General features: G+C 73.2%; 18 protein-coding genes. 11 read left to right on the top strand and 7 right to left on the bottom strand.

The window, feature by feature from the left end; all coding sequences use genetic code 11:
- Positions 1 to 58: 58 nt before the first annotated feature.
- Together FHU36_RS32045 and fbp are read right to left on the bottom strand one after the other, a co-directional pair.
- Entirely contained in the window at positions 59 to 886 is an 828-nt protein-coding gene (locus tag FHU36_RS32045) for a universal stress protein (RefSeq protein WP_312891992.1), read from the bottom strand.
- Positions 887 to 990: 104 nt separating this feature from the next.
- Positions 991 to 2,118 carry a fructose-1,6-bisphosphate aldolase/phosphatase gene (gene fbp, locus FHU36_RS32040; protein WP_185087843.1) on the bottom strand — a complete coding sequence of 376 codons (1,128 nt, stop codon included), beginning with the start codon at positions 2,116 to 2,118 and terminating at the stop codon, positions 991 to 993.
- Positions 2,119 to 2,310: 192 nt separating this feature from the next.
- Between fbp and polX the strand changes: the two genes are divergently transcribed.
- The 11 genes from polX (at position 2,311) to FHU36_RS31985 (ending at position 14,897) form a co-directional block, all read left to right on the top strand.
- Positions 2,311 to 4,038: a DNA polymerase/3'-5' exonuclease PolX gene (gene polX, locus FHU36_RS32035; protein WP_185087842.1), complete on the top strand. Its 1,728-nt coding sequence runs from the start codon at positions 2,311 to 2,313 to the stop codon at positions 4,036 to 4,038.
- Positions 4,035 to 4,328, top strand: coding sequence for a hypothetical protein (locus tag FHU36_RS32030; RefSeq protein ID WP_185087841.1), 294 nt, complete (start codon positions 4,035 to 4,037; stop codon positions 4,326 to 4,328). Before polX ends, FHU36_RS32030 begins: the two co-directional genes overlap by 4 nt.
- 184 nt (positions 4,329 to 4,512) lie before the next feature.
- Positions 4,513 to 6,006 (top strand): bifunctional aminoglycoside phosphotransferase/ATP-binding protein, encoded by a 1,494-nt coding sequence (locus tag FHU36_RS32025; protein ID WP_185087840.1) that lies wholly within the window; start codon positions 4,513 to 4,515, stop codon positions 6,004 to 6,006.
- A gap of 169 nt (positions 6,007 to 6,175) precedes the next feature.
- Positions 6,176 to 6,442, top strand: coding sequence for a DUF1876 domain-containing protein (locus FHU36_RS32020; RefSeq protein WP_185087839.1), 267 nt, complete (start codon positions 6,176 to 6,178; stop codon positions 6,440 to 6,442).
- Positions 6,443 to 6,591: 149 nt separating this feature from the next.
- Entirely contained in the window at positions 6,592 to 9,210 is a 2,619-nt protein-coding gene (locus FHU36_RS32015; protein ID WP_185087838.1) for a cation-translocating P-type ATPase, read from the top strand.
- Positions 9,211 to 9,303: 93 nt separating this feature from the next.
- The gene (locus FHU36_RS32010) at positions 9,304 to 9,792 is read left to right on the top strand and encodes a DUF5946 family protein (protein ID WP_185087837.1); all 489 of its coding nucleotides are present in this window, start codon (positions 9,304 to 9,306) and stop codon (positions 9,790 to 9,792) included.
- A 126-nt stretch (positions 9,793 to 9,918) separates the two neighbouring features.
- Positions 9,919 to 11,466, top strand: a complete 1,548-nt coding sequence (locus FHU36_RS32005; RefSeq protein WP_185087836.1) for an ABC transporter substrate-binding protein — start codon at positions 9,919 to 9,921, stop codon at positions 11,464 to 11,466.
- A complete protein-coding gene (locus FHU36_RS32000; protein ID WP_185087835.1) occupies positions 11,463 to 12,392 on the top strand; it encodes an ABC transporter permease in 930 nt (309 codons plus the stop codon). The genes FHU36_RS32005 and FHU36_RS32000 overlap by 4 nt, the downstream gene beginning before the upstream one ends.
- A complete protein-coding gene (locus tag FHU36_RS31995) occupies positions 12,389 to 13,174 on the top strand; it encodes an ABC transporter permease (protein ID WP_185087834.1) in 786 nt (261 codons plus the stop codon). The genes FHU36_RS32000 and FHU36_RS31995 overlap by 4 nt, the downstream gene beginning before the upstream one ends.
- Positions 13,175 to 13,260: 86 nt before the next feature.
- Entirely contained in the window at positions 13,261 to 13,962 is a 702-nt protein-coding gene (locus tag FHU36_RS31990) for a class I SAM-dependent methyltransferase (RefSeq protein WP_246503078.1), read from the top strand.
- A gap of 11 nt (positions 13,963 to 13,973) precedes the next feature.
- The gene (locus tag FHU36_RS31985; protein ID WP_185087832.1) at positions 13,974 to 14,897 is read left to right on the top strand and encodes an NAD(P)/FAD-dependent oxidoreductase; all 924 of its coding nucleotides are present in this window, start codon (positions 13,974 to 13,976) and stop codon (positions 14,895 to 14,897) included.
- A 51-nt stretch (positions 14,898 to 14,948) separates the two neighbouring features.
- On the opposite strand, the gene FHU36_RS31980 is transcribed toward FHU36_RS31985, so the two are convergent.
- Genes FHU36_RS31980 through FHU36_RS31960 form a run of 5 tightly spaced genes read right to left on the bottom strand, consistent with a single transcriptional unit; the run spans position 14,949 to position 22,166 of the window.
- Positions 14,949 to 17,510, bottom strand: coding sequence for a methyltransferase (locus FHU36_RS31980; protein ID WP_185087831.1), 2,562 nt, complete (start codon positions 17,508 to 17,510; stop codon positions 14,949 to 14,951).
- Entirely contained in the window at positions 17,500 to 18,906 is a 1,407-nt protein-coding gene (locus FHU36_RS31975) for an ABC transporter ATP-binding protein (protein ID WP_185087830.1), read from the bottom strand. Before FHU36_RS31975 ends, FHU36_RS31980 begins: the two co-directional genes overlap by 11 nt.
- Positions 18,903 to 19,682 carry an ABC transporter permease subunit gene (locus tag FHU36_RS31970; protein ID WP_185087829.1) on the bottom strand — a complete coding sequence of 260 codons (780 nt, stop codon included), beginning with the start codon at positions 19,680 to 19,682 and terminating at the stop codon, positions 18,903 to 18,905. The genes FHU36_RS31975 and FHU36_RS31970 overlap by 4 nt, the downstream gene beginning before the upstream one ends.
- Positions 19,682 to 20,632, bottom strand: a complete 951-nt coding sequence (locus FHU36_RS31965; RefSeq protein WP_312891991.1) for an ABC transporter permease — start codon at positions 20,630 to 20,632, stop codon at positions 19,682 to 19,684. Before FHU36_RS31965 ends, FHU36_RS31970 begins: the two co-directional genes overlap by 1 nt.
- A gap of 1 nt (position 20,633) precedes the next feature.
- A complete protein-coding gene (locus tag FHU36_RS31960) occupies positions 20,634 to 22,166 on the bottom strand; it encodes an ABC transporter substrate-binding protein (protein ID WP_185087828.1) in 1,533 nt (510 codons plus the stop codon).
- Between the last annotated feature and the right edge of the window lie 2 nt (positions 22,167 to 22,168).

Here is a 22,168-nt window from a genome sequence, read left to right as displayed (position 1 = left end):
TCCGGCACGGGCCACCCGCATGACCTGCGGGCGCCTCTCCCCGCGCTCAGCCGCACGCCTACCGCGGCCGCACCACCGCGACCGGGCACGTCACGTGGTGCAGCACGCCGTGGCTGATCGACCCCAGCACGGCCGAGGCGAACCCGCCGAGCCCGCGTGAGCCGACCACCACCAGGTCCGCCGTGGCCGAGGCCTTCATCAACGCGGCGACAGGGTGCTCGCAGACCTGGTCGTCGACGATCGACACGGCCGGGTCCTTCTCCCGCCAGGCGAGCACGCGCTGGGCCGCCGCGCGGGCGGCCTGCTGGAAGCTGTCGTCGAGCACGCTGTAGGCGGCGGCGTACGGCGCCAGCACCGGCAACTGCCAGGCGTACACCACGCGCAGTCGCGCGTCGCGGGCCCGAGCCTGCTCCATGGCGTACTCCATGGCCGCCTTCGAATGCTCCGACCCGTCCTCCCCCACCACGATCTCCCCATGGCGAGGCGTGGGCCCCTCCCGCACGATCACCACCGGGCCGGCGGCGTGCCCGGCCAGGGCCAGAGCGGTCGAACCGAGGACCATCTCGGTGAACCCACCCCGGCCGCGGCTCCCCACCACCAGGCTGTCAGCCGCGGCCGACGCGGCGACGAGAGCGTTGACCACCCTGCCCGTCAGCATCTCGGTGCTCAGCTCCACGCCCGGCGCGAGAGCACGCGCCCTGTCGGCGGCGGCTTCCAACGCCCCGGCGCAGTACTCGGGCTCCCCCCGATCGCGTGCCCACTGCTCGCACACGTGCACCAGCCGCAAGCCGAGCCGGCGTCTCCCGGCATCGGCCGCGGCCCACTCCACGGCAGCGGTCGCCGGAGCGGACCCGTCCACTCCGACCACGATCTGTCCAGCCATCATCGATCGCCTCCCCACCTCGACCTCTACCCTGACGTCGCCGGCATACCCGGGGACGGTCCCCGACGACGTCGCCGGTCACCGCATGGAGTCGGGCCCCGCCACCTTCACCTCTTGTTCGTCCCGGCAGTGGCGAGCTCGGTTGTCATCGGGGTCCAGCGGTCGGCGAGCCTCTTGGTGAGCACGGTCATGGTGGTGTACTCCAGGTCCTCCAGGGGCAGTCGGTGCGGCTCGAACGGGCCGTGCCTGCGCAGGTAGTCCATGGCCTCGGTGGCCTGCTCGCGGGCTCGATCGAAGGCCTGGTCGGCGAACAGGTCGCGCGGGCCGATCAGCTTGCCGTCGTGGATCTGGAAGCCGAGGGCCACCACGCGCGGCGGTCCGTCGAAGCGTGACGGGTGCGCGTGTTCGGTGGAGACGGGCATGAGCGGGGCGTGGTGGGAGCCGCGCATGCAGCCGGCGACCGCGTAGGCGAAGGTGAACGGTTCCAGCACCTCGCCGACCGCGGGCAACCCGGACTGGCAGCGGACGATCATCACCGGGTCGTCCTTGCCGACGTACTTGCCGGCGATCAGCGACAACCGCTGGGTACTGGTCGCGGCCGCGGTCTCGCCGAGCGTCCTGGAACGGACGCTGTGGATGACGTAGCGGGCCGGGGCGCCGATGTACATCAGCATCTCGTACAGGTCGGCGGGGCAGTCGAAGATGATCCGCTTCTCGTCGTAGAGGTCGTAGACCTCGAAGGCGAAGCCGGCGTGCATCTTCTGGTCGATGACGAGCCCGGCGGTGTTGAACGGGTCGGCGAACATCTTGTACAGCGGCAGATTCCACGCCCCCGGCTCGGTCTTGTCGGCCAGGAAGCAGATCACCGGCTCCGACGGCCGCTCGTCGAAGTCCAGCTCGGCGTAGCCGGGACCCATACCGCGAAGGTTGCCGGAGAAGGCGTCCGACAGCAGGTCCTGGCCGGCGCCGTACAGGCCGAGTTCCTTGGCGATGTGGGTCGTGGCCTGGAAGGTGTCCCAGGCGAAGGAGTGGATGAGGTCGGCGTCGGGGCCGTAGGTGTGGGTCATGATGAGCGAGAGGTCATCGCCGCAGGCGGCCACATGCCCGTCGATGAGCAGCCCGGAGTCGATGGCGCGGCCGATCTCGCGCCGCGCCTCGGCCATCATGTCCGGATGCACGGCCGTGTGGCCGACGAACCCCCCGGTGTCGGCCTTGATGATACTCAGAGTGATCATGTCGGTCCCCCCGTGTGCTTTTTCGACAGTCCACCCTCTTGTCAGTCTCAGCCGTCCGGTCAGGTCACGGCAGGGCCGAAAGACCCGAAGACGGGGTCGCACCGCAGGAGAGGGGTCGAACGGCCCTGCCGATGTGAGAGAACCCGCGCGATCCTGGTAGCTGGGCCTGTTCCGCGCGAGGGGGTGGTCGCCGTGCAACGACCCAATGACGTGGTGGCCGATCTGCTGCAGGAGTACGCGGACCTGATGGCGATCACCGGCGGCGAGGCGTTCAAGGTACGCGTGTACGAAATGGCGGCCAGATCGGTCGGTGGGTACGCCCAGGACATCTCGGGAATGAATCCTGCCGGGCTGCGCCGGATACCCAACGTCGGGACGTCGATCGCCGCCAAGATCGACGAGTACCTGCGTACAGGCGCGATCCACCAGTTGGAGGAGCTGAGAGGGAAGGTCCCGGCCGGGGTGCGGCGGCTGACGACCATTCCCTCGCTCGGCCCGAAGAAGGCGATGACCTTGTACGAGGAGTGCGGCATCGGCTCCGTCGAGGGCCTGGAGGCGGCGATCCGGGCGGGCAGGCTCCACGGGCTGCATGGCTTCGGCGCCAAGACCGAGGAGAACCTGCTGCACGGCATCGCGCTGCTGCACAAAACCGGCGCGCGGGTGCGCCTGGACGTCGCGATGGAGGTGGCGGAGGAGATCGTCGACGCGCTGTCGGCGGTGCCCGGCTGCGAGCGGTGCGCGTACGCCGGATCGCTTCGCCGGATGAAGGACACGATCGGCGACGTCGACATCCTGGCCACCGCAGCCGACTCGGCGGCGCTGATGACGGTCGTCCAGGGGCTGCCCGCCGTGGCGGAGGTGATCGCGCACGGGGAGACCAAGACCTCGGTCAGGACGGACACCGGTCTCCAGGTGGACCTGCGCGTGGTGGCGCCTGACAGCTGGGGCGCGGCGCTTCAGTACTTCACCGGCTCGCGGGCGCACAACATCCGCACCAGGGAGATCGCCGTGCACCAGAAGCTGAAACTCTCGGAGTACGGGCTGTTCGACGTGGCGAGCGGGGACCGGATCGCATCGGTGGACGAGGAGGAGGTGTACGGCCGGCTCGGCCTGCCGTGGATACCGCCGACGTTGCGGGAGGACGGTGGGGAGATCGAGGCCGCGCTGCACGGAGAGCTGCCGATCCTGATCACCGACGCGGACATCCGCGGCGACCTGCACACGCACACTGACCTGACGGACGGGCTCGCGTCCCTGGAGGAGATGGTCGCCGCCGCCGCGGACCGGGGGTACGCCTACTACGCGATCACCGACCACGCGCCGAAGCTGTACATGCAGCGGATGGCGGACGCCAAGGCGCTGGCGCAGCGCGATCAGGTGCGCCGCCTGGACGGCGCCTGTGGCGGGATGCGACTGCTGCACGGCACCGAGCTCAACATCGGGCCCGACGGCGAGGTCGACTGGCCGCCGGAGTTCCTGGCCGGCTTCGACATGTGCGTGGCGTCCATCCACTCGCACTTCTCCCAGCCACGGCCGGAGATGACCCGGCGGCTCGTCCTCGCCTGCGAGAACCCGTGCGTCAACATCATCGGCCACCCGACCGCCCGGCTCATCGGCAAGAGAGAGCCCGTCGACGCCGACTGGGCGGAGGTGTTCGCGGCGTGTGCCCGCACCGGCACGGCTCTGGAGATCAACGCGTTCCCCGATCGGTTGGACCTGCCGGCCGACCTCGTCCGGCTCGCCCAGCGGGCGGGCGTCGTCTTCGCGATCGACACCGACGCCCACGCCGTCCCGCACCTCGCCCACCTTCGGTACGGGATCGGCACCGCGCAACGCGGCTGGCTCACCCCGGACCGAGTGATCAACAGCTGGCCACTGAGCCGGCTCAGGAAGTTCCTCCGGAAGGGGAGGTCAGCGTGACGTCAGAAAGCGAGATCGAGTTCCGGACGGCCGCGGCCCGGCTGGCGCAGGTGATGCGTCATCACCCGCCCGCGATGGATCCACAGGCCGGCCCGGAACCGCTGCACGAATCCATCCGCCACCTGGCGGACCTGGTGGACGCGAACGCCGAGGCCGACCATCTCGAGAACGCCGCCATGGCCGTGATCGACATCTATGACCGATCCGGGCTGGAGAACGCCGACGCGGCCGTCGTCGCGGCGATGGAGAGGTTGCGTGAGACGGCAGCCGAGTTGGACGAGTCCACATGACCTGTCGGCGGAGGGTGGGTTCACCGCGCTGCTGCTCGGCGCGCTGAGCCGCCTGCCATCACGGTTCGGTGCCGGCGGTCCGGGTTGGTGGCGGTGACCTGGGGAAACTCCTGGCATGGGGGTACCCGTCCCGGACCGTGGGCCTGCGAGGTCTCGGCCGCGGCAGAGCGCGGAGGCGACAGAGATGGGACCGTGGGCAGAGATCAGGGAGACGCACTCCGCCGTGGTGATCTTCCTGGGCGATCACGCGTACAAGGTCAGGAAGCCGGTGAACCTGGGCTTCCTCGACTTCACCACCAGGGAGGCCCGCCAGAGGGTCTGCCGGGATGAGGTGGAACTCAACCGGCGGCTGGCGCCCGACGTCTACGAGGGAGTCGCCGACGTGCTCGGGCCCGACGGCCGGCCCTGCGAGCATCTCGTCGTCATGCGGCGCATGCCCGAGGAGCGCCGCCTGGCCACGATGGTTCGCGCGGGCAAGCCGGTGGAGGGGTGCGTGCGACAGATCGCCCGGATGCTCGCGAGCATGCACGGCAGCGCCCGTCACAGCCCGGAGATCGACAGGCAGGGTGCGGAGGAGGCGCTGCGCGCCCGGTGGACGGCGAGCTTCGAGCAGGTCCGCGCGTTGCCTGAACCGGCGGTCGACGCCGACACGGTGCGCGAGATCGAGCGTCTCACGTTGCGTTTCCTCGACGGCCGGGAGCGCCTGTTCGCCACCCGGATCGCCGAGGGGCGTGTCGTGGAGGGGCATGGAGACCTGCTGGCCGAGGACATCTTCTGCCTGGACGACGGGCCGCGGATCCTGGACTGCCTGGAGTTCGACGAACGGCTCCGCTCGCTCGACGGGCTGGACGACGCGGCCTTCCTGGCCATGGACCTCGAACGGCTGGGCGCGCCCCGGCTGGCGGAGTCGTTCCTGCACCGGTACGCCGAGTTCTCCGGTGACCCCTCGCCGCCCTCGCTGTGGCACCACTATGTCGCCTACCGGGCCTTCGTCCGCGCCAAGGTGGCCTGCCTACGGCACTGGCAGGGAAAAGCGGCCGCGGCGTGGGAGGCGCGCGACCTGGCCGGGCTCACGCTGCGCCATCTGCAGGCCGGCGCCGTCACTCTGGTCCTCGTCGGCGGGTTGCCGGGGACGGGCAAGTCGACCGTGGCCGCCGCCATCGGCGACTGGCTCGGCTACCCCATCCTGAACAGCGACCGCGTCCGCAAGGAACTCGCCTGCCTCGCACCGGAACAGCCCGCGCCCGCGCCTTTCGGCGAAGGCATCTACAGCCAGGACTGGACCCGGCGTACGTATCACGAGCTACTGGCCCGAGCCGAAACGCTGCTCCGCCACGGCGAACCGGTCGTGCTCGACGCCTCCTGGACAGACGCCGGGTCCCGGGCGGATGCCCAGGAGGTCGCCCGGCGCACGTCCAGCGACATCGTGGAACTGCGCTGCATCGCTCCGCCGCAGGTCAGCGCGGAACGCCTGGCTCGCCGCACCGGCGGCGTCTCGGACGCCGACCAGGCGATCGCCGCGGCGATGGCGGCGAGGACGGCCCCCTGGCCGGGGGCCGCCGAGATCGACACCGGCAGCGGCCCGGATCAGGCGCTCGACCGGGCGCTCGGCGCGATCCACGCACGCTGGGCCGGCGCGCCGTGGCGCTTCCGGCGCCCCCAGATGGAACCCGGCTGACCTGCCACGGCCTGTCTCGAACCACCGCGGCGGCAGGCCACGCCCCCCGTCGGACGTGGCCCCCGGACGCCGGGCCCATCGGCGGTTCGGATCGGGACTTTGGCCTCATGCCCGCGGACCGGGCCGGACGGATGCTGGGGTGAGGTGTGCGATGGCCTGAGGGGGAACCATGCAAGCCAAGAAGTGGACCGTCCAGATCTTCATCAGCGAGGACGACGGTGACGACCGCACGCTGGCGCGCGCGGTCCTGTACGCGCGGGGCAGCCAGTGGCACGAGAGCGTGGGGCTCGCCAGGCGCAATCCCCACGACCGCCCGGTGCCGGAGATCGGCGACGAGCTCGCCGCCGGGCGGGCCCTGATGGACCTGGCCGACAAGCTCATCGGTGACGCCGCCGACGACGTCGCGCAACTGGGAGGACCCGCACAAGCGCGTTGAGGGCGGTCGGTCACGCTCCTCGTCGAAGCGGTTCAGCAGCTCACCGGTGGGGCCGTATACCGGAATCGGGTTCTCTGGGACCTTCGACCCTGGGATTCCAGCTCTGAGCGGGCACGATGGAGTGAACGCCGCTCGACCGGGGAGCAGGAATGGGCCAACAGAAGATCCTTTCGCCGTCCGGGTTGTCGTCGGCGGAGGCGGCCGCCCGGCTGGAGCGGGACGGCCCGAACATGCTTCCGCGCGAGCCGCCGGTCCCGCTGTGGCGGCGTGTCGCCGGGCAGCTCCGTGATCCGCTGATCATCGTGCTGCTGGTGGCGACCGCGCTGACCGCGGTCACCGGCGACTGGACGGACATGGCGGTGATCGTGCTGGTGATCGTGGTCAACACGACCGTCGGCGTGACGCAGGAGGTGCGCGCCGGCCGGGCCATCACTGCGCTGTCGGAGCTGGCCGCCCCCACCGCCCGGGTCGTCCGCGACGGCGTCCAGCAGCAGATCCCGGCGGCCGAGGTCGTGACCGGTGACCTGCTGGTGCTGGCCGAGGGCGACATCGTCCCGGCTGACGCCCGGGTGGCGGAGGCCGCGGCGCTGCTGGTGGACGAGTCGGCGCTGACCGGGGAGTCGGTGCCGGTGGACAAGAGCCCCGGCGAGGACGTGTCGGCGGGCACCGTCGTGGTGCGCGGGCGTGGCCGGGTGGAGGTCACGGCGATCGGCTCGGCCAGTGCGGCCGGACGGATCGCTGGGCTGATGGTGAAGGGACCGGGCCTGACGCCGCTGCAGCGGCGCCTGGTCGGCGTCGGTCGGTTGCTGGCCGGGGTCACCGTGTTCCTGTGCGGGGTGGTGCTGGTGCTGGGGCTGGTGCGGGGCCAGCCGGTGGACCTGATGGTGGTGACCGCGATCAGCCTGGTGGTGGCGGCGGTGCCGGAGTCGCTGCCGGCCGTGGTCACGTTGAGCCTGGCGCTGGGCGCGCGGCGGATGGCCGCGCGCAACGCCGTCGTACGCCGCCTGCACGCCGTCGAGACGCTGGGCTCGGTCACGGTGCTCGCCACCGACAAGACGGGCACCCTGACCGAGGGCACCATGGTGGCCCGCCGCCTGTGGACACCGGCCGCGGACGCCGGGATCACCGGCACCGGCTACGGCCCCGACGGACGGCTCGACGGCGCGCCGGCCTCGGCGTTCACCGAGTTGCTGACCGCCGCCGCCCTGTGCAACGACGCCCGGCTCCTGCACGGCGAGGACGGCGAGTGGCGAGCCCTGGGCGACCCCACCGAGGCCGCGCTGCTGGCCGCGGCAGCCAAGCTCGGCCTGGAACGCGCCGAGTTGCAGCGCCGCTTCCCGCGGCTGGCCGAACGCCCCTTCGACAGCGTCCGCAAGCGCATGAGCACCCTCCACCGGCTGGCCGGCGGCCGGGCCAGGGTGATCTGCAAGGGCGCCCCGGAGTCGCTGCTGCGTCCGCCGGTGCTCGCCGACGACGCCGAGCTGCTGGCCCGCGCCGCCGAGCAGGCCGAACAGCTCGCCCGCGCGGGCTATCGGGTGCTGGCCGTCGCCCAGGCCGACCTGGTGTCCGTGCCGGAGACGGTGCCCGAGGAGGGGCTGAGCCTGCTTGGGCTGATCGCCATCCTCGATCCGCCGCGCCAGGCCGCAGCCGCCACGGTCGCCGCCTGTCAGCAGGCCGGGATCAGACCCGTCCTCATCACCGGCGACCACCCGGGCACTGCCCGCGCCATCGCCACCGAACTCGGCATCATCACCTCCGGCGCCCCGATCACCGACTGCCGCACCCTTGTCGCGACCGGTCCTGCGACCGCCCGGCCACCCGAAACCGCCGTGCCCGCAGCTCCCGAGCCCGGTGACCAGGTCAGCGTCTACGCCCGCGCCACCCCGCAGCAGAAGCTCGACCTCATCGAGCGCATGCGCGAGCAGGGCGAGGTGGTGGCGATGACCGGCGACGGTGTCAACGACGGGCCCGCCCTGCGCCGATCGGACATCGGCGTGGCCATGGGCGGCCGCGGCACCGAGGTGGCCCGGCAGGCCGCCGACCTGGTGCTCGCCGATGACAACCTGGACACCGTGGTGGCCGCCGTCGAGGAGGGCCGCCGCGTGTACGCCAACATCCGCCGCTTCCTCATCTACGGGCTGTCCGGCGGCGCCGCCGAGATCGCCGTCATGCTGCTGGGCCCGCTCGCCGGGATGGCGCTGCCGCTGCTGCCCGCCCAGATCCTGTGGATCAACCTGCTCACCCACGGCCTGCCCGGCGTCGCGCTGGGCGGCGAGCCCGCCGACCCGGCGGCGATGCGGCGTCCACCCCGGCCGCCCGACCAGAGCATCCTCGGAGCGGGCCTGTGGCAACGGGTGCTTCGCATCGCCGTCGTCCTGACCGCCGTCACCCTCGGCGTCGCCATCTGGGCCCTGCACACCGGCCGGCCCTGGCAGAGCATGGCCTTCTTCGCCCTGGGCGCCGCCCAGCTCGGCGTGGCGCTCGGCTCGCGCGCCCGGCCCGGCTCGACGGCCAACCCGATGCTGCTGCTCGCCGTTGCGGGCGCGCTCGTGCTGCAACTGGCCGGCCTGTACGTGCCGCTGCTGCGCGACCTGCTCGGCACCCAGCCCCTGGCGGCGGGCGACCTGCTCATCGTGACCGCGCTGTCGATCCTCGGCTACGCCGCCGCCCGCCTGGACCGGATCCTGCACCGCGAGCCCGCCGCCCCGGCGAACCGGTGGCGGCGGCCACAGGCAGGAACGACAGATCCCCCGGACGACAGCCGGTGAGGGCGCCCGGGCGTCCGCACGCCGGGCGTGGTCCCCGAGACGGCGCCGAAATCCCGTCGACGTGGCTGTCGCCGGCCACCTATGTTGCAGGCCATGGCAGACAGCCCCCTCCTGAGTCAGTGCGACTGCGGTGCGGTCGCCGGCCCGCTGGGCGTGTGCGTGGACTACTACCACGCGATCCTGGCCGAAGAGCAGGCCGATCCTCGGATGTACAGGTGGCACGCGCCGGTGGTCTGCGCGTATCTCCTGCAGCATCCGTCCAGAGCTCACGAGAAGTACCTCGACGGTCAGTTCCGCCAACTGCAGCTCTATCTGGACAAGGGCCTTGACGCGCTGCTCAGCGTGGCGGCTCATCAGGTGGCGTGGAACAAGCGCGGGGCGGGGTCGAGCTACGACATGGCGCCGTTGGCGGCATACGCGCCGCTCCCGTCGGGCGGACCTCCCCGGCACTTCCGCGCCACGTTCAGCGGGTTGCCGGTCAGGGACGGCAGCTTCGTGGCCGACGGGCATCCGGCATACGGACACCACATCGAAGCCATCGCCGAAGCGACCGTGGAGTCCTGGAGAGCTGTCCGGACCTGATACTCGACGACCTGTCCCCGACATCCGCGCCCGCTGGTCGGCGATCTCCCGTCAGATGATCTCCCCAATACCGTTGAACACGGTTATCGTTTGCATGTCGAGCCGGAACATGTACGGGAGATCAGGTTGCGAAGACGAGCCACGACCCTGCTGCTGACCCTCCTCGGAGTGGTCCTCGCAGGCTGCGGCGGGCAGGATCCCGGCGGTCAGGACGGGAGGCAGCTCACCCTGGCGGCTCCGCGCGACCTGGTCGCCGGCCCCCAGGACCCCTACTTCACCCACCAGACGTTACGGGTGTGGGAGCCGCTGGTGACGGTGGACGACAGGCTGCGGCCCGTTCCGGCGCTGGCCGTCTCCTGGGCCGGCACCGAGCAGGGCCGGCGCTGGACGTTCACCCTGCGCGACGGCGTGAAGTTCAGCGACGGCACGGCACTGACCGCCGAAGCGGTGGTCGCCAACGTCAGGCGGTTCCTGCGGATCGCCCCCCGCCAGTCGGCGTTCTTCAGCCTTGACGCCGGGATGGAGGCGGCGTACGGCAAGCTCCGCGACGTCCGCGCCGCCGACGGCAAGGTGACCTTCGACCTGGACGAGCCCGTGGCCGACCTGCCGAGCAGGCTGGCGGGCTTCTTCAGCATGGTCCAGTCGCCGAAGGCGTTCACCTCCTCGGGAGACTTCGCGGGCAAGCCGGTGGGCACCGGGCCGTACACCCTGGTGGCCTGGACGAAGGGGCAGCAGGCGGTGCTCGCCGCGAACCCGCACTACCACGGCGCCGCTCCCGCCTACGAGAGGATCGTGGTCAAGGTGATCCCGGACGCCAACGCCCGGGTCGCGGCGCTGCGCGCGGGCGAGGTCGACGGGCTGATCGACAAGGGCGCGCTGCTGCCGGGTCAGGTCGCCGCGGTGGCGGCAGACAGCCGCTTCCGGGTCGTGCGCAGCCCCTCGGTGCTGACGCACTACCTGACCTTCAACGCCTCCCGCGAGCCGTTCTCCGACGCCCGGTTACGCGAGGCGGCCGAGCTGGCCATCGACCGGCAGGCCATCGTCGGCACGCTGCTCGCCGGCACGGCCAGGGCGGGAGCGGGATTCCTGTCACCGGTCTTCGGCGACCTCGCCGACCCCGGCATCACCGCACGGCACGACCCCGGCAAGGCCCGCGAGCTGGTCGCCGCCGCCGGGACACCCGCCCGGCCGGTCTCCATCCTCATCTCCTCGGCGGAGACCGGCCAGTTCCCCTACACCGACATCGCCGAGGTGCTGCGCGCGGCCCTGGACAAGGCGGGCCTACCGGCGAAGGTGACCGTGGCGGAGGCCACCAAGTCGGTGATGGAGGCCGGGGACTACGACATCTTCCTGAGCGCGTACAGCGTGCCCAACAGCGACGCCGACTACCTGTTCCGGCGGTTCCTGCGCTCCGACGCGTCCTGGAACGTCGAGCGCCGGCTCGGCTACCGCAGCGCCGGGTTCGACGAGCTGGTCGACCGCGCCGCCGCCCAGACCGACCCGGCTGCTCGACGAGACCTGTACCACCGCGTCCAGCGGCTGCTCGCCGCCGACCGCCCGATGATCCCGCTGGCCTACCAGGACAATCCCATCGTGACCACCGGCAAGGTCGGTGGGGTGACGCAGAGCGTGGCGTACGAGGTGGACCTGGGCGAGCTCGCACCCCTGAGATGACGGCCGTCGTCCTGCGGCGCGGGGCGGGGCTCCTGCTGACCCTGCTGACCCTGTCGGTGCTGGTCTTCCTCCTGACCTCGATGGCTCCGGGCGACCCCGCCGAGGAGATCCTGCGCCGCGGCGGCATCCAGCCGACGGCGAGCAGCGTCGCGGCGCTGCGCGCCGAACTCGGCCTCGACCGGCCGCTGTTCAGCCAGTATCTGCGGTGGCTGCTCGACGTGCTCGGCGGCGATCTCGGCCGCTCCTACGCCGACCGGTCTCCGGTGACCACCGAGATCCTCTCGCGGGTTCCGGCGACACTGCGGCTGGCGGGAGCGGCGGCGCTGGTGGCGGTCGTGCTCGCCGTCCTCGCCGCCGTCTGGACCGCGCTCAGGCCGCGCGGGCTCGGCAGCCGCGCCGTCGCGCTGGTGACGGTGGCGGTGGCGGGCGTCCCGCCCTACGTCGTGGGCATCCTGCTGATCAGCGTGGTGGCGGTCGGCTTGCGCGCGCTGCCCACGGGCGGCGACAGCGGTCCCGGCGCGGTGGTGCTGCCCGCGCTCACCCTCGGCCTGGCGGGCGCCGCGACGCTGCTGCGGCTGTTAAGGGGCGACCTCGCCCACGCCTTGCGGCTGCCGTTCGTCAAGCTGGCCGCTGCCAAGGGGCTGCGCGTTCGACGGACGGTCCTGGTGCACGCCGTACGGGTGGCCGCGCCGAGCGCCGTCACGGCGGCGGGTCTGATGCTCGCCGAACTGCTGGCGGGGGCGGTGGTGGTGGAGACGCTGTTCTCCTGGCCGGGGGTGGGGCAGCTCGCGGTGTCGGCGATCCGGCAGCGCGACGTGCCGGTCGTTCAGGCGTACGTGCTGCTCACCGCGGTCGCGACCGTGCTGCTCCTGGCGCTGGCCGAGGTCTGTCTGGTGGCCTGCGATCCGCGGGTGCGGCGCCGATGAGGCGGAGCGCCGCCATGGCGCCGTTCGCCGCCGTCGTGCTGTTGTGCCTGCTCGTCCCCATGGTGTCGGCACACGATCCGCACGTGCCCGACCTGGGACGGGCCATGCTGCCGCCCGGCGGGGAACACTGGCTCGGCACCGACCAGCTCGGCCGCGACCTGCTCACCAGAACGGCGGCGGCCGGCCGTACCTCCCTGCTGGTGGCGCTGGCCGTCACGGCGGCCACCACGATGCTCGGCGCGGTGGCGGGCACCGCTGCCGGGCTCGCCGGGGGGATCGCCGATCGGCTGCTGCGCTTCGCCGGCACCGTGGCACTCGGTTTGCCCGGTCTCACGCTCGCACTCGCGCTCGCGGGGGTGCTCACACCCGGGTACGCCACCGTCCTGGCCGCCCTCGTGCCGCTCGGCTGGGTGAACTGCGGCCTCGTCGCCCGGACGGCGACCCGGCGCGTGGCCTCCACCGACCACGTGCTGGCCGTCCGGGCCATCGGCGCGTCCCGGCTCTACCTGCTGCGGCGCACCGTCGGCCCGCACATCGCCGGTCCCGTCCTGACGGTCGCCACGGCGGACTTCGCCAGGGCGCTGATCGCCGTCACCTCGCTCAGCTTCCTCGGCGTCGGCCTGCCGCCGCCCGACACCGACTGGGGCGGCATGGTGAGCGAGGCCACGCCGCTGCTGGTCGCCGCTCCTCGCCTCGCGGTCGTGCCCGCGCTCGCCCTCGCCGTCACCGGCCTGGCCGCCGCCCTCATGGTCGACGCCCGCCGCGCGCAGAGAGGCCGGTAGCACCCGCTCGATCAAGCTTGACGATCGCCGCATGGCATCCCTAAGGTCCTTGTGGAAATGATTATCAATTTAAGGAATGCGGCGTGATGGAGCAATACGAGCGTTCCGCGGAGTTCGTGGACATCCTGCTGGCGTCGTACTGGCCGGAGCTCGGGCCGCAGGTCGCTCGCGCGCTCGACGGCGTGCCGGGACCTGTGGTGGACGTCGGTGCGGGAGGCGGGCACGGCACGAGGGTGATCGCGGCCGCGGTGCCCCACAGCGAGATCCTGGCGGTCGAGCCGTCGCCGGCGCTCCGGTCCGTCCTGATGGCCCGGGTGCACGAGGCGGCCGAGTTGCGCGAGCGGGTGACCGTGCTGCCGGAAGGTTTCCTTCAGGCGCGCCTGCCCGCCCGGCTGGGCGCGGTCGTGGCGATGAACGTCATCGGCCATTTCGACCCGGAGGAGCGGGGCGCGGTCTGGGACCTGCTGGCCGACCGGCTCGTCCCCGGCGGCCGTGCCGTGGTGAACCTGCAACCGCCCACCGAACCCGTCGCGGTCCCGCAGTTCCGCAGCGGCGAGGCACGGATCGGCAGGCGCACGTACGAGGGGCTCGCCCGCGCGGAACCCGCAGGCCCCGAGCAGCTCACCTGGCACCTGACCTACCGCACCCACCAGGACGGCGAGCTCGTCGACGAAGTGGCGGTGAGCCACGTCTGGTGGCTGCTCAGCGAGGAGCGGATGACGAAGGAACTCGGCGAGCGGGGCCTTACGCCGAAGGCGGCCGGCTCCGGCATGTACGTGATCAGTTGAGGAGGGCACGGATGTACGAGGTGATCGTGGTCGGCGGCGGACCGGCCGGATTGAGCGCCGCTCTGGTGCTGGGGCGACAGCGCAGAAGCGTTCTGGTGGTGGACGCGGGCAGGCCGCGGAACGCGCCCGCGGCGGAGATGCACATGTATCTGGGCCGCGACGGCGGAGCTCCGTCCCGGCTCCTGGCGGACGGGCGAGCCGAGCTGGCCGCGTACCCCACGGTCGAGGTGCGGCCCGGGCGCGTGGTGGCGGCCGAGGGAGAGTCCGGCGGGTTCGCCCTCACGCTGGAGGACGGCTCCCGAGAGCAGGCGGCCCGGCTGCTGCTGGCCTGCGGGGTGGTGGACGAACCCGCCGACATCCCCGGGCTGGCCGAACGGTGGGGCAAGAGTGTCGTCCACTGTCCCTTCTGCCATGGATACGAGACCAACGGCAAGGTGCTGGCCGTCATCGGCAACGGCCCTGAGGCGATGCTGGCCGCCTACGTCGCCGACCGCTACAGCCCTGACGTGGTCCTGTGCACGAACGGCCCCGCCGAGATCCCCGAGCCGGTGACCGCGGCGCTGAAAGCGCGCGGCGTCACGGTGAACGAGACACCACTGACGGCACTGGAGGGCGAGCTCGGCGCGCTGACGCTCCGCTTCTCGGACGGGACCGCCCTGGCCCGGGAGGCGGTCTACCACCGGGCTCCCACCCGGCCGAACACCGAGCTGGCGGCACAGGTGGGATGCGCCCTGCTGCCGGACGGGTGCGTGGAGGTGGACGAGTACGGCCGGGCGAGCGTGGCGGGCGTGTACGCTGCCGGCGACGCGGCACACCTGAAGGCGGTTCCGGAGCCGGTGACCTTGGTGGGCCCCAGCGCCGCCGACGGGGTGCGCGCGGCTGTCTGGCTGGAGCAGGACCTCTTCCGCGCCGGCCTCCCCGTCGAGCTCGGCTGAGACGGGCACGGCGGGAGCGCCGGCTCCGGTGCTCCCGCCGATGGCGACGGCTCAGACCGCCACCGCGACGAACAGGTGCTGGGCGGGGGCGGCGAGCGGGGAGTCAGCCCGCGGCAGCTCCAGGACGGGCCGCAGCCTGGCTTCGGCGAGCTCCGCGGGCAGCTCCCGCCCGGTGAAGAAGACCCGGCCCGAGCCGCCCCGCCGGTCGTCCGTCCCGAGGCCGGGGTCGCCGTCCCTGCCCGACATGAGGAACTGCATGGTGACCAGCACCAGGTAGTGCTCCCTGATGGCCTCCGTCAGCACGAGCAGTCCGCCCGGAGCGAGCACTTCACGTATCCACCGCAGGGACCGACCGGCGTCGCGGGCACAGTGCAGGACATTCGCGGCCAGCACCAGGTCCACGCCTTCCCGATCCACCCCCTGCTCCACCAGGCTGGCGTTGATGTCGAGCAGGCCGTACCGCAGGCGGCCGCCGAACCGGTCCTCGGCCGCCATGGTGAAGAAGCGGGAGACGTCCGTGAAGAGGTAGTCGATCTCCGCCCCGGCCAACCCTTCCAGGGCCGCGGCGGTGCTGCCGCCCGCTCCGCCGCCCAGCTCGACGACGCGCAAGGGCCGCGCCCGGGTGCCGGCGGCACGTCCGGCGACGTGCCCCGCCGCCGCGTTGAGGTAGGTGTTGCTGACGTTGCGCTGGTCCTTGCTCAGCGAGGTGAGCAGGTCACCATCGGGGAACAGCAGCGACTGCGCCATGATCTCATCGCGCAGCAGCTCGGGCAGCCTGGCGAGGGCCTGTTCGAAGAAGACGGCCATCTCGGGGGGGTATCCCAGATCCGCACACGACTCCTCAAGCCGGCGCACGTCGTCGGGTGTGAGGTGACCGCCGGCAAGGTCGCCGGCGGGGGCGTGCCCCGGGCTCAACAGGTAGCGGCCTTCGGTGTCGAGCGTCACCAGCCGTTCCTGCCGCAGGACCGCCAGCCACCTGCGGACGATCCAGGCGTGCCGCGGTGCCACCTCCAGCGCGTTCATCACGTGCTCCGCGCCGGTGGGCTCGCCGTGCCGCAACGCGCCCGAGCTCGTCATCAGGCCGGTCAGCGCACGCAGGGCGATCTCGTCGAAGCGTTCGATCGCGGCGGGAAGCCGCTGGAGCACGGAATCGTCGTCGAGTACTACGTCCTCCCCCGGCGCGATCCCGCCGGGGACACCCCTGCCCGCCCGCGCGGCGCCCGGCAGGAGCGCGCCGAGGGCGCGGCGGCCGGCCCGGTCGGCCTGCGCCTCCTCGCGGGCGAGGGTGACGGCGTCGTGGCCGGGACCGCTCGGAAGCCGCACCGTGAGCTCCTCCGGGACAGGCGCTCCGCCACGGCGGAGCAGCCCCCGCACCACCTCGGCCACGCGTCCCCTGGCGAAGGCGCCCAGCGGCTCGTGCGGCCGGCCGGCCGCCGCGAGTGCGTCGAGGGCGGTGGCCGCGGCCGCCGCCGGCGCGGCGATCTGGAGGAGAGCAGGATCGTCCGGGTCGATGAGCACCGCCGCATCGTGGCCTTCCAGCAGGGCACGCAGCCTCGCGCCCGGGAAGGCCCCCGGCTGGAGCAGGCCGTTCGGGATGCCGCGCACCCGCAGCGGCGCCGAGCCGAGCAGATCCCTGACGGACGCCGCCGGGTCCGGCCCGAGTGCGGTCCACTCGTGGACGGCCACAGCGGGCACGGGCTCGGCGTCCACGTGCAGCACGGCGTCGAACCGGTAGCGCGACAGCTCGGTGTCCTCCGTGAGCGTCTTGGCCGGCAGGCTCATCGTGACGGCCCGGTCGGCGCTCGCGGCGACCGCGGCCAGCGTGGCGGGGTCCAGCAACAACTCGGTGTCGGCCGCCGCCCGGCGCTCGACCCGTGCGGCGACCGCCGCCGCGGGCTCGCCGCCGTCGCCGGATTCGAGCACGCGGCAGTGGGCGTCGAGGAGGCCCGCGTGGCGGATGTCGCCGACGATGACGACGCCGCCGGGCCCCACCACGTCGATCGCGTCGTGCAGGACGGCTGCCAGGTACTCGACGCTGGGGAAGCACTGGGTCACGGAGTTGAGCAGGACGCAGTCGGGCCTGTCGCCCAGGGCGGCGAGTGCCCGCCGTACCGCCGAGCTGTTGATCTCGTGGGCGGCCGCGCGCACCACCTGCACGTTCGGCAGGCCGAGACCCGACAGCCGGGCGACGACGTGGTCGGCGACGTCCGTGCCGACGTAGCCCTTGAGGTGGGGGTGCAGTCTGTGGAGCAGCATCCCGGTGCCGCAGCCCAGCTCCAGCACGGTGCGGGGGGCGAAGCGGAGCACCAGCTCCACCGTGCGGTCCACCCATTGCGCCATGTGCTCGGCCGGCAGCGGCTCTCCTGAGCCGGTGGCGCGCCAGCCGGACAGGTCGAAGTCCGGCCGGTGCGCGCCCTCCCCCGAGCGGTAGGTCCAGTCATAGACCTCACCCCAGTGCTCCAGGTGCTCGCGTACGAGGTCGCCGAGCTGCGGCGGGCCGCCCGGCACGCGACGCACCGCCAACGCGTGCGGCGCCACCGTGACGGCGAGCCCCGTCCCGGTTCCGCTGACGCGCGCGATCCAGGGGTGGACGAGTTCCGGGTTATCGGACATCTGCGGATTGCCTCCGGTCATGGGGAGTCGGATGGTGGTGGAGGGTCAGGACGCGGTCTGCTCGGGCGGCGACCGACGGGTCGTGGGTGACGGCCAGCACGGCGAGGCCGGTGCCGTGGCGTAGCCGGTCCAGCAGATCGAGCACCTCGGCGGTGGTCGCGGGGTCGAGCGCCGCGGTGATCTCGTCCGCCAGGAGGAGCGCCGGTTGTCCGGCGAGCGCCCTGGCCAGGGCCGCGCGCTGGCGCTGCCCTCCTGACAGCGCTCCCGGGTAGCGGTGCGCGAGGTCGGCGGGCAGACCCACGGCGGCCAGCAGCCTGGCGGCCTCCGCTCGGGCCTCCGCTCTCGGCAGATGGCGCAGGGGGCGGTGCAGCGCGGCTCGCAGCCGCCGGGCCGGGTTCAGCGTGTCGAGCGGGTTCTGGCCGACCAGCGCGACGGCGCGCCGCGCGGCGGGTGTGCGCTCCCGTACCGGCCACGGGAGCTGCTCGCCCAGCAGCGTGACGGTTCCGCGCGCGGCCGGGTGGAGGCCGGCCAGGGTACGGAGCAGGGTGCTCTTGCCGGAGCCCGACGGCCCCAGCACGGCGACGAAGTCACCGGCGGCCAGCTCCAGGCCGAGACCCTGGAACAGGAGCCGGCCCGGCTGGGCTACGGCCAGGTCGCGCACCTGCAGGACGGGAACGCCCGCGCGGGAGCCGGCCTGCCCCCGGCCGCGGACGGACGGACCGGCGGGGCCGCTGTCGTCTCCACGGGAGGCCTGGCGGTGCTGCCGGCCGAGGTGCACGACGTGGTCCGTCAGGCCGGCGAGCACGGCAGGATCGTGCGAGACGACGAGCGTGGCGAAGCGAGGGTCGCCACGGCGCAGCCGGATCCGGTCCAGCGCGGCGGCCAGAGCCTCCGGATCCAGCGCGCTGGTCGGCTCGTCCAGGATGAGCAGGCCGGGGTCGCCGGCGAGGGCGCGGGCCAGCGCCACGCGCTGCGCCTGCCCGCCGGAGAGCTGGTGCGGGCGGCGGTGCCCGATCTCGGCGGGATCCAGCCCCACGACCGCGAGGACGTCGTCGGGCCGCCCGCCACGCGGCAACGCTTCGCGGACCGCGGCCCGGGAGTCGTACAAGGGATGCAATGCGGAGGCGGGGTCCTGGCCGAGGAAGCCGACGTGCCGCCGCCGCCACCGCCGGGGCGCGGTGATCTCACGGCCGTCCCACAGGACCCGGCCGCCGATCCGCTCCAGGCCGGGCGGCAGCGCACCCAGCAGCGCCAGCAGCACGGTGGTCTTGCCGGCGCCGGACGGCCCGGCCAGGCCGACGACCTGGCCGGGTGCGATCCGCAGGTCGATCCCGTCGACGACGACGGCGCCCGCCCGGCCGGCCACCACCAGCCCCTGCGCGCTCAACCCCTTCACCTGGCGACCCCCCGGCCCCCGAACGCGTGCGAGCAGGCGGCGACCGTGCCCGCCAGGACGGCGAGCGCCATGGCGGGGCCGAGCAGCGCGGCCGGATTGAGGCCCAGTCCCGGCAGGTTCTCGCGGAGCATGGCGGCCCAGTCGGCGGCCGGCGGAGCAGGCCCGAACCCGAGCACGTTGAGCGCGGCGGCCAGGTGCAGAGCCAGGACGACCCGCTGACCGAAGTCCGCCCCGACCAGGCCCGCGTGGGCGGGCAGCACCTCGTGCGCCAGCACCCAGGCGGGCGTCTCGCCACGGGCGAGCGCCGCTTCGACGTATCCGGCGTGCCGTGCGCCGGCGGTGGCGTCGGCCACCGTCCGCAAGGTCAGTGGCGCCCCGCCGAGGACCGTGCCGGCGATCACCGCCGCCGGACCCGGCAGAGCGACGACGGCGACCACGCACAGCAGCAGCAGCGGCAGCCCGAGCATCAGGTCCGCCACTCGCGCGGCGGCCCGGGCCGCCGCGCCGCGGCTCCATCCCGTCCACAGGCCGCCCGCCACTCCCAGCACGCAGGCCGCCGCGGCTGCCACGAGGGACACCAGGGTGAGATCACGCCCTCCGGCCAGCACCCTGGCGAGCACGTCACGCCCGAGCCCGTCCGCACCCAGCGGCAGACCCGGCCCCGGAGCCGCCCACGGCGGCGCGACCGTCGCCGTGGCGTCCTGCCAGGACAGCCCCGGGCCGACCAGCGTGAAGGCGACGACCAGCGCGGACATCAGGCCGGCGGCGATCCGCATCACGCCCTCGCCCCCGTCGTGACCCGCGCGATGCCGTCCGCGGCCAGCAGTCCGCACACCACCACGGCCGTCGCCAGGAGCGCCACGGCCTGCACCACGGGGATGTCCCGCACACCGACGGCCGTGACCAGGAGCTCTCCCAGCCCGGCCAGGCCGAACAGCGTCTCGGCGACCGCCGTGCCGGCGACCAGCCCGCCGCTGATCACGGCGAGCAACCGCGCCAGCGGGGCGGCCGACATCGGCAGCACGTAGCGCAGCAGCACGGCGAGCGACGACAGGCCGCGCAACTCGGCGTCGCGCACGAACGGCAGGGCCGCCACGTCGGCGAAGACGCCCCGCAACAGGGCCGCGCCGTACGCGGCCGACGGCAGGGCCAGCGTGAGCACGGGCAACACCAGCAGATGCGGATGCTGCCAGGGGGCCGCGCCCGCGGGCAGGAGCGACACCGGGGGCACGAGGCCCCACGCGGCCGACAGCAGCGCCACGAGGCCGGCGGCCACCACCACCTGCGGCAGCGCCGCCCCACCCACGACGAGCACCGTGATCACTGGCCGGAGGCGGCGCGGTCCCCGCACGGCGAGCCAGGCCAGCGCCGGCATGGCGGGGCAGGCCAGGGCCAGCGCCGCACCGGCCAGGAGGAGCGTCACGGGCGCCCGCTCGCTGATCAGGTCGGCGACCGGCCTCCCCGTGACGTACGAGTGTCCCGGCCTGCCGGCCAGCGTCCCGGCGAGCCAGTCGAGGTAACGGGCATGCGGTGGCCGGTCCAGCCCGCCGGCCTCGCGGATCTGCGCCACCTGCTCAGGCGTGGCCCGGCCGCCGAAGCGGACCTCCGCCGCGTCCCCCGGCAGCGCCTCCGCCGCCAGGAAGATCATCACGGAGGCGGCGGCCAGCAGCGTCAGGCCGCGCGCGACCATGGCCGCCAGCAGCGTGGCGGCCCGGCGAAGCCGCACGTCAGCCGCCCAGCTTCACCTGGTCGATGAAGCCGGCGGAGAATCCGATCCCTTCCGGCAGGCCGGTGACACCTTTCCCGGCCAGGTCGAGGCGGTCGCTCAGGGCCCACACGGCGTACCCGCCCTCGTCGCGCAGGCGTGCCTGCAGGTCGCCGAGGAGAGCGCGCCGCCTGGCCTCGTCCGGCTCGGCCAGCGCCTTGTCGAGTGCGGCGGCCCAGGCGGGGTCCTTCCACGCGGTCTCGTTGGTCGGCGAGTCGGGCGTGAGAGCCACCCGGACCACGTCGAGGAACGGGATTCCGCCGAGGTAGCTGACGTAGAAGGGCTCCTTGCCGTACACGGTGGAGAAGTAGGTGTCGGGCGGCGCGAGCTGGACCCTGGCCCGGATGCCGATCTCGCCGAGCTGCCGGGAGATCAACGTGGCGGCGGTGTCCATGCCGGGATAGGCGGTCGTGCTGCGCAGGGTCACGTCCACGCCGTCCTTCAATCCCGCCTCGGACATCAGAGCCCTGGCGCGGGCGAGATCGCGGGAGCGCTGGGGCAGCCCGGTCGGGGCGGACGGGTCCTTGGGGGTGAGCAGGTCGTTGCCGATCTCGCCGAAGCCGAGGAAGGTCACGTCGAGAAGCTGCTTGCGGTCCAGGGCCAGCCGTACGGCCCGGCGGACGCGAACGTCGTCGAAGGGTTCGGCGTCGGTGCGCATGACCAGGGGGTAGAGCGTGGCGCCGGGCCTGCGGACCACCTGGATCACGGGGTTGTCCTGGTGCTGCTTGACCAGGGTGGCCGGCACCCCACCCGCCAGGTCGGCCTGGCCGGACAGCAGCGCCTGCCCGCGTGCCTGCGGGTCGGGAACGGCGCGGACCTCGATGCGGCGGCTGGGCGGCCTGGGCCCCCACCAGGAGTCGTTGCGCTCGAACAGCGCCGCCTGCGCGGTGCCGCCCGCCGGCCGGAACGGCCCCGAGCCGGGCACCGGCCTGGTGAAGTCGGTGCTGCCCTCGGGCACCACGAACGTGGCCCCCTCCAGCGCCTTGCCCACCTCCGCGTAGGGCTTCCTGGTGACGAGCTCGAAGGTGGTGTCGTCGATCACCTTGGAGGCGGCCAGGTCGAACATGGCCGTCCTGCCGAAGTTCTCGGCAGCCTTCTCGCCCATCCTGCGCAGGGAGAACAGCGCGTCAGCCGCCGTGACCGGGCGGCCGTCGGAGAAGGCGGCGTCGCCTCTGATGGCGATCCGCCACCTGGTGAGGCCGGGGTCGGGCTGCCAGGAGGTGGCCAGCCTGGGCAGGGTCTGCCCGCCGGGGCCGGGGAGCGTGAGGACGTCGTAGGTCAGCGCCATCCTCACCAGGTCGCTCTCGCCGGGCAGCAGCCCGTGCGGGTCGGTGGCGGCGTTCGTCGGCGAGCCGGGTGCGGCGTAGCGGAACGTGTCCGCCGCGGCGTTCTTCGGGGTGGCCGTGGGGGCGGACGCGCTCGTGGCGGAGCAGCCGGTCAGGAACGCGGCGGCGAGTCCGGCCGCCACCAGCCGGCGGCGGAGGGGGAAATGCATGG

Origin of the sequence: Nonomuraea muscovyensis (genome assembly GCF_014207745.1) — a bacterium.
Taxonomy (GTDB): Bacteria; Actinomycetota; Actinomycetes; order Streptosporangiales; family Streptosporangiaceae; genus Nonomuraea; species Nonomuraea muscovyensis.
This window is presented reverse-complemented; position numbering and strand designations above follow the sequence as displayed.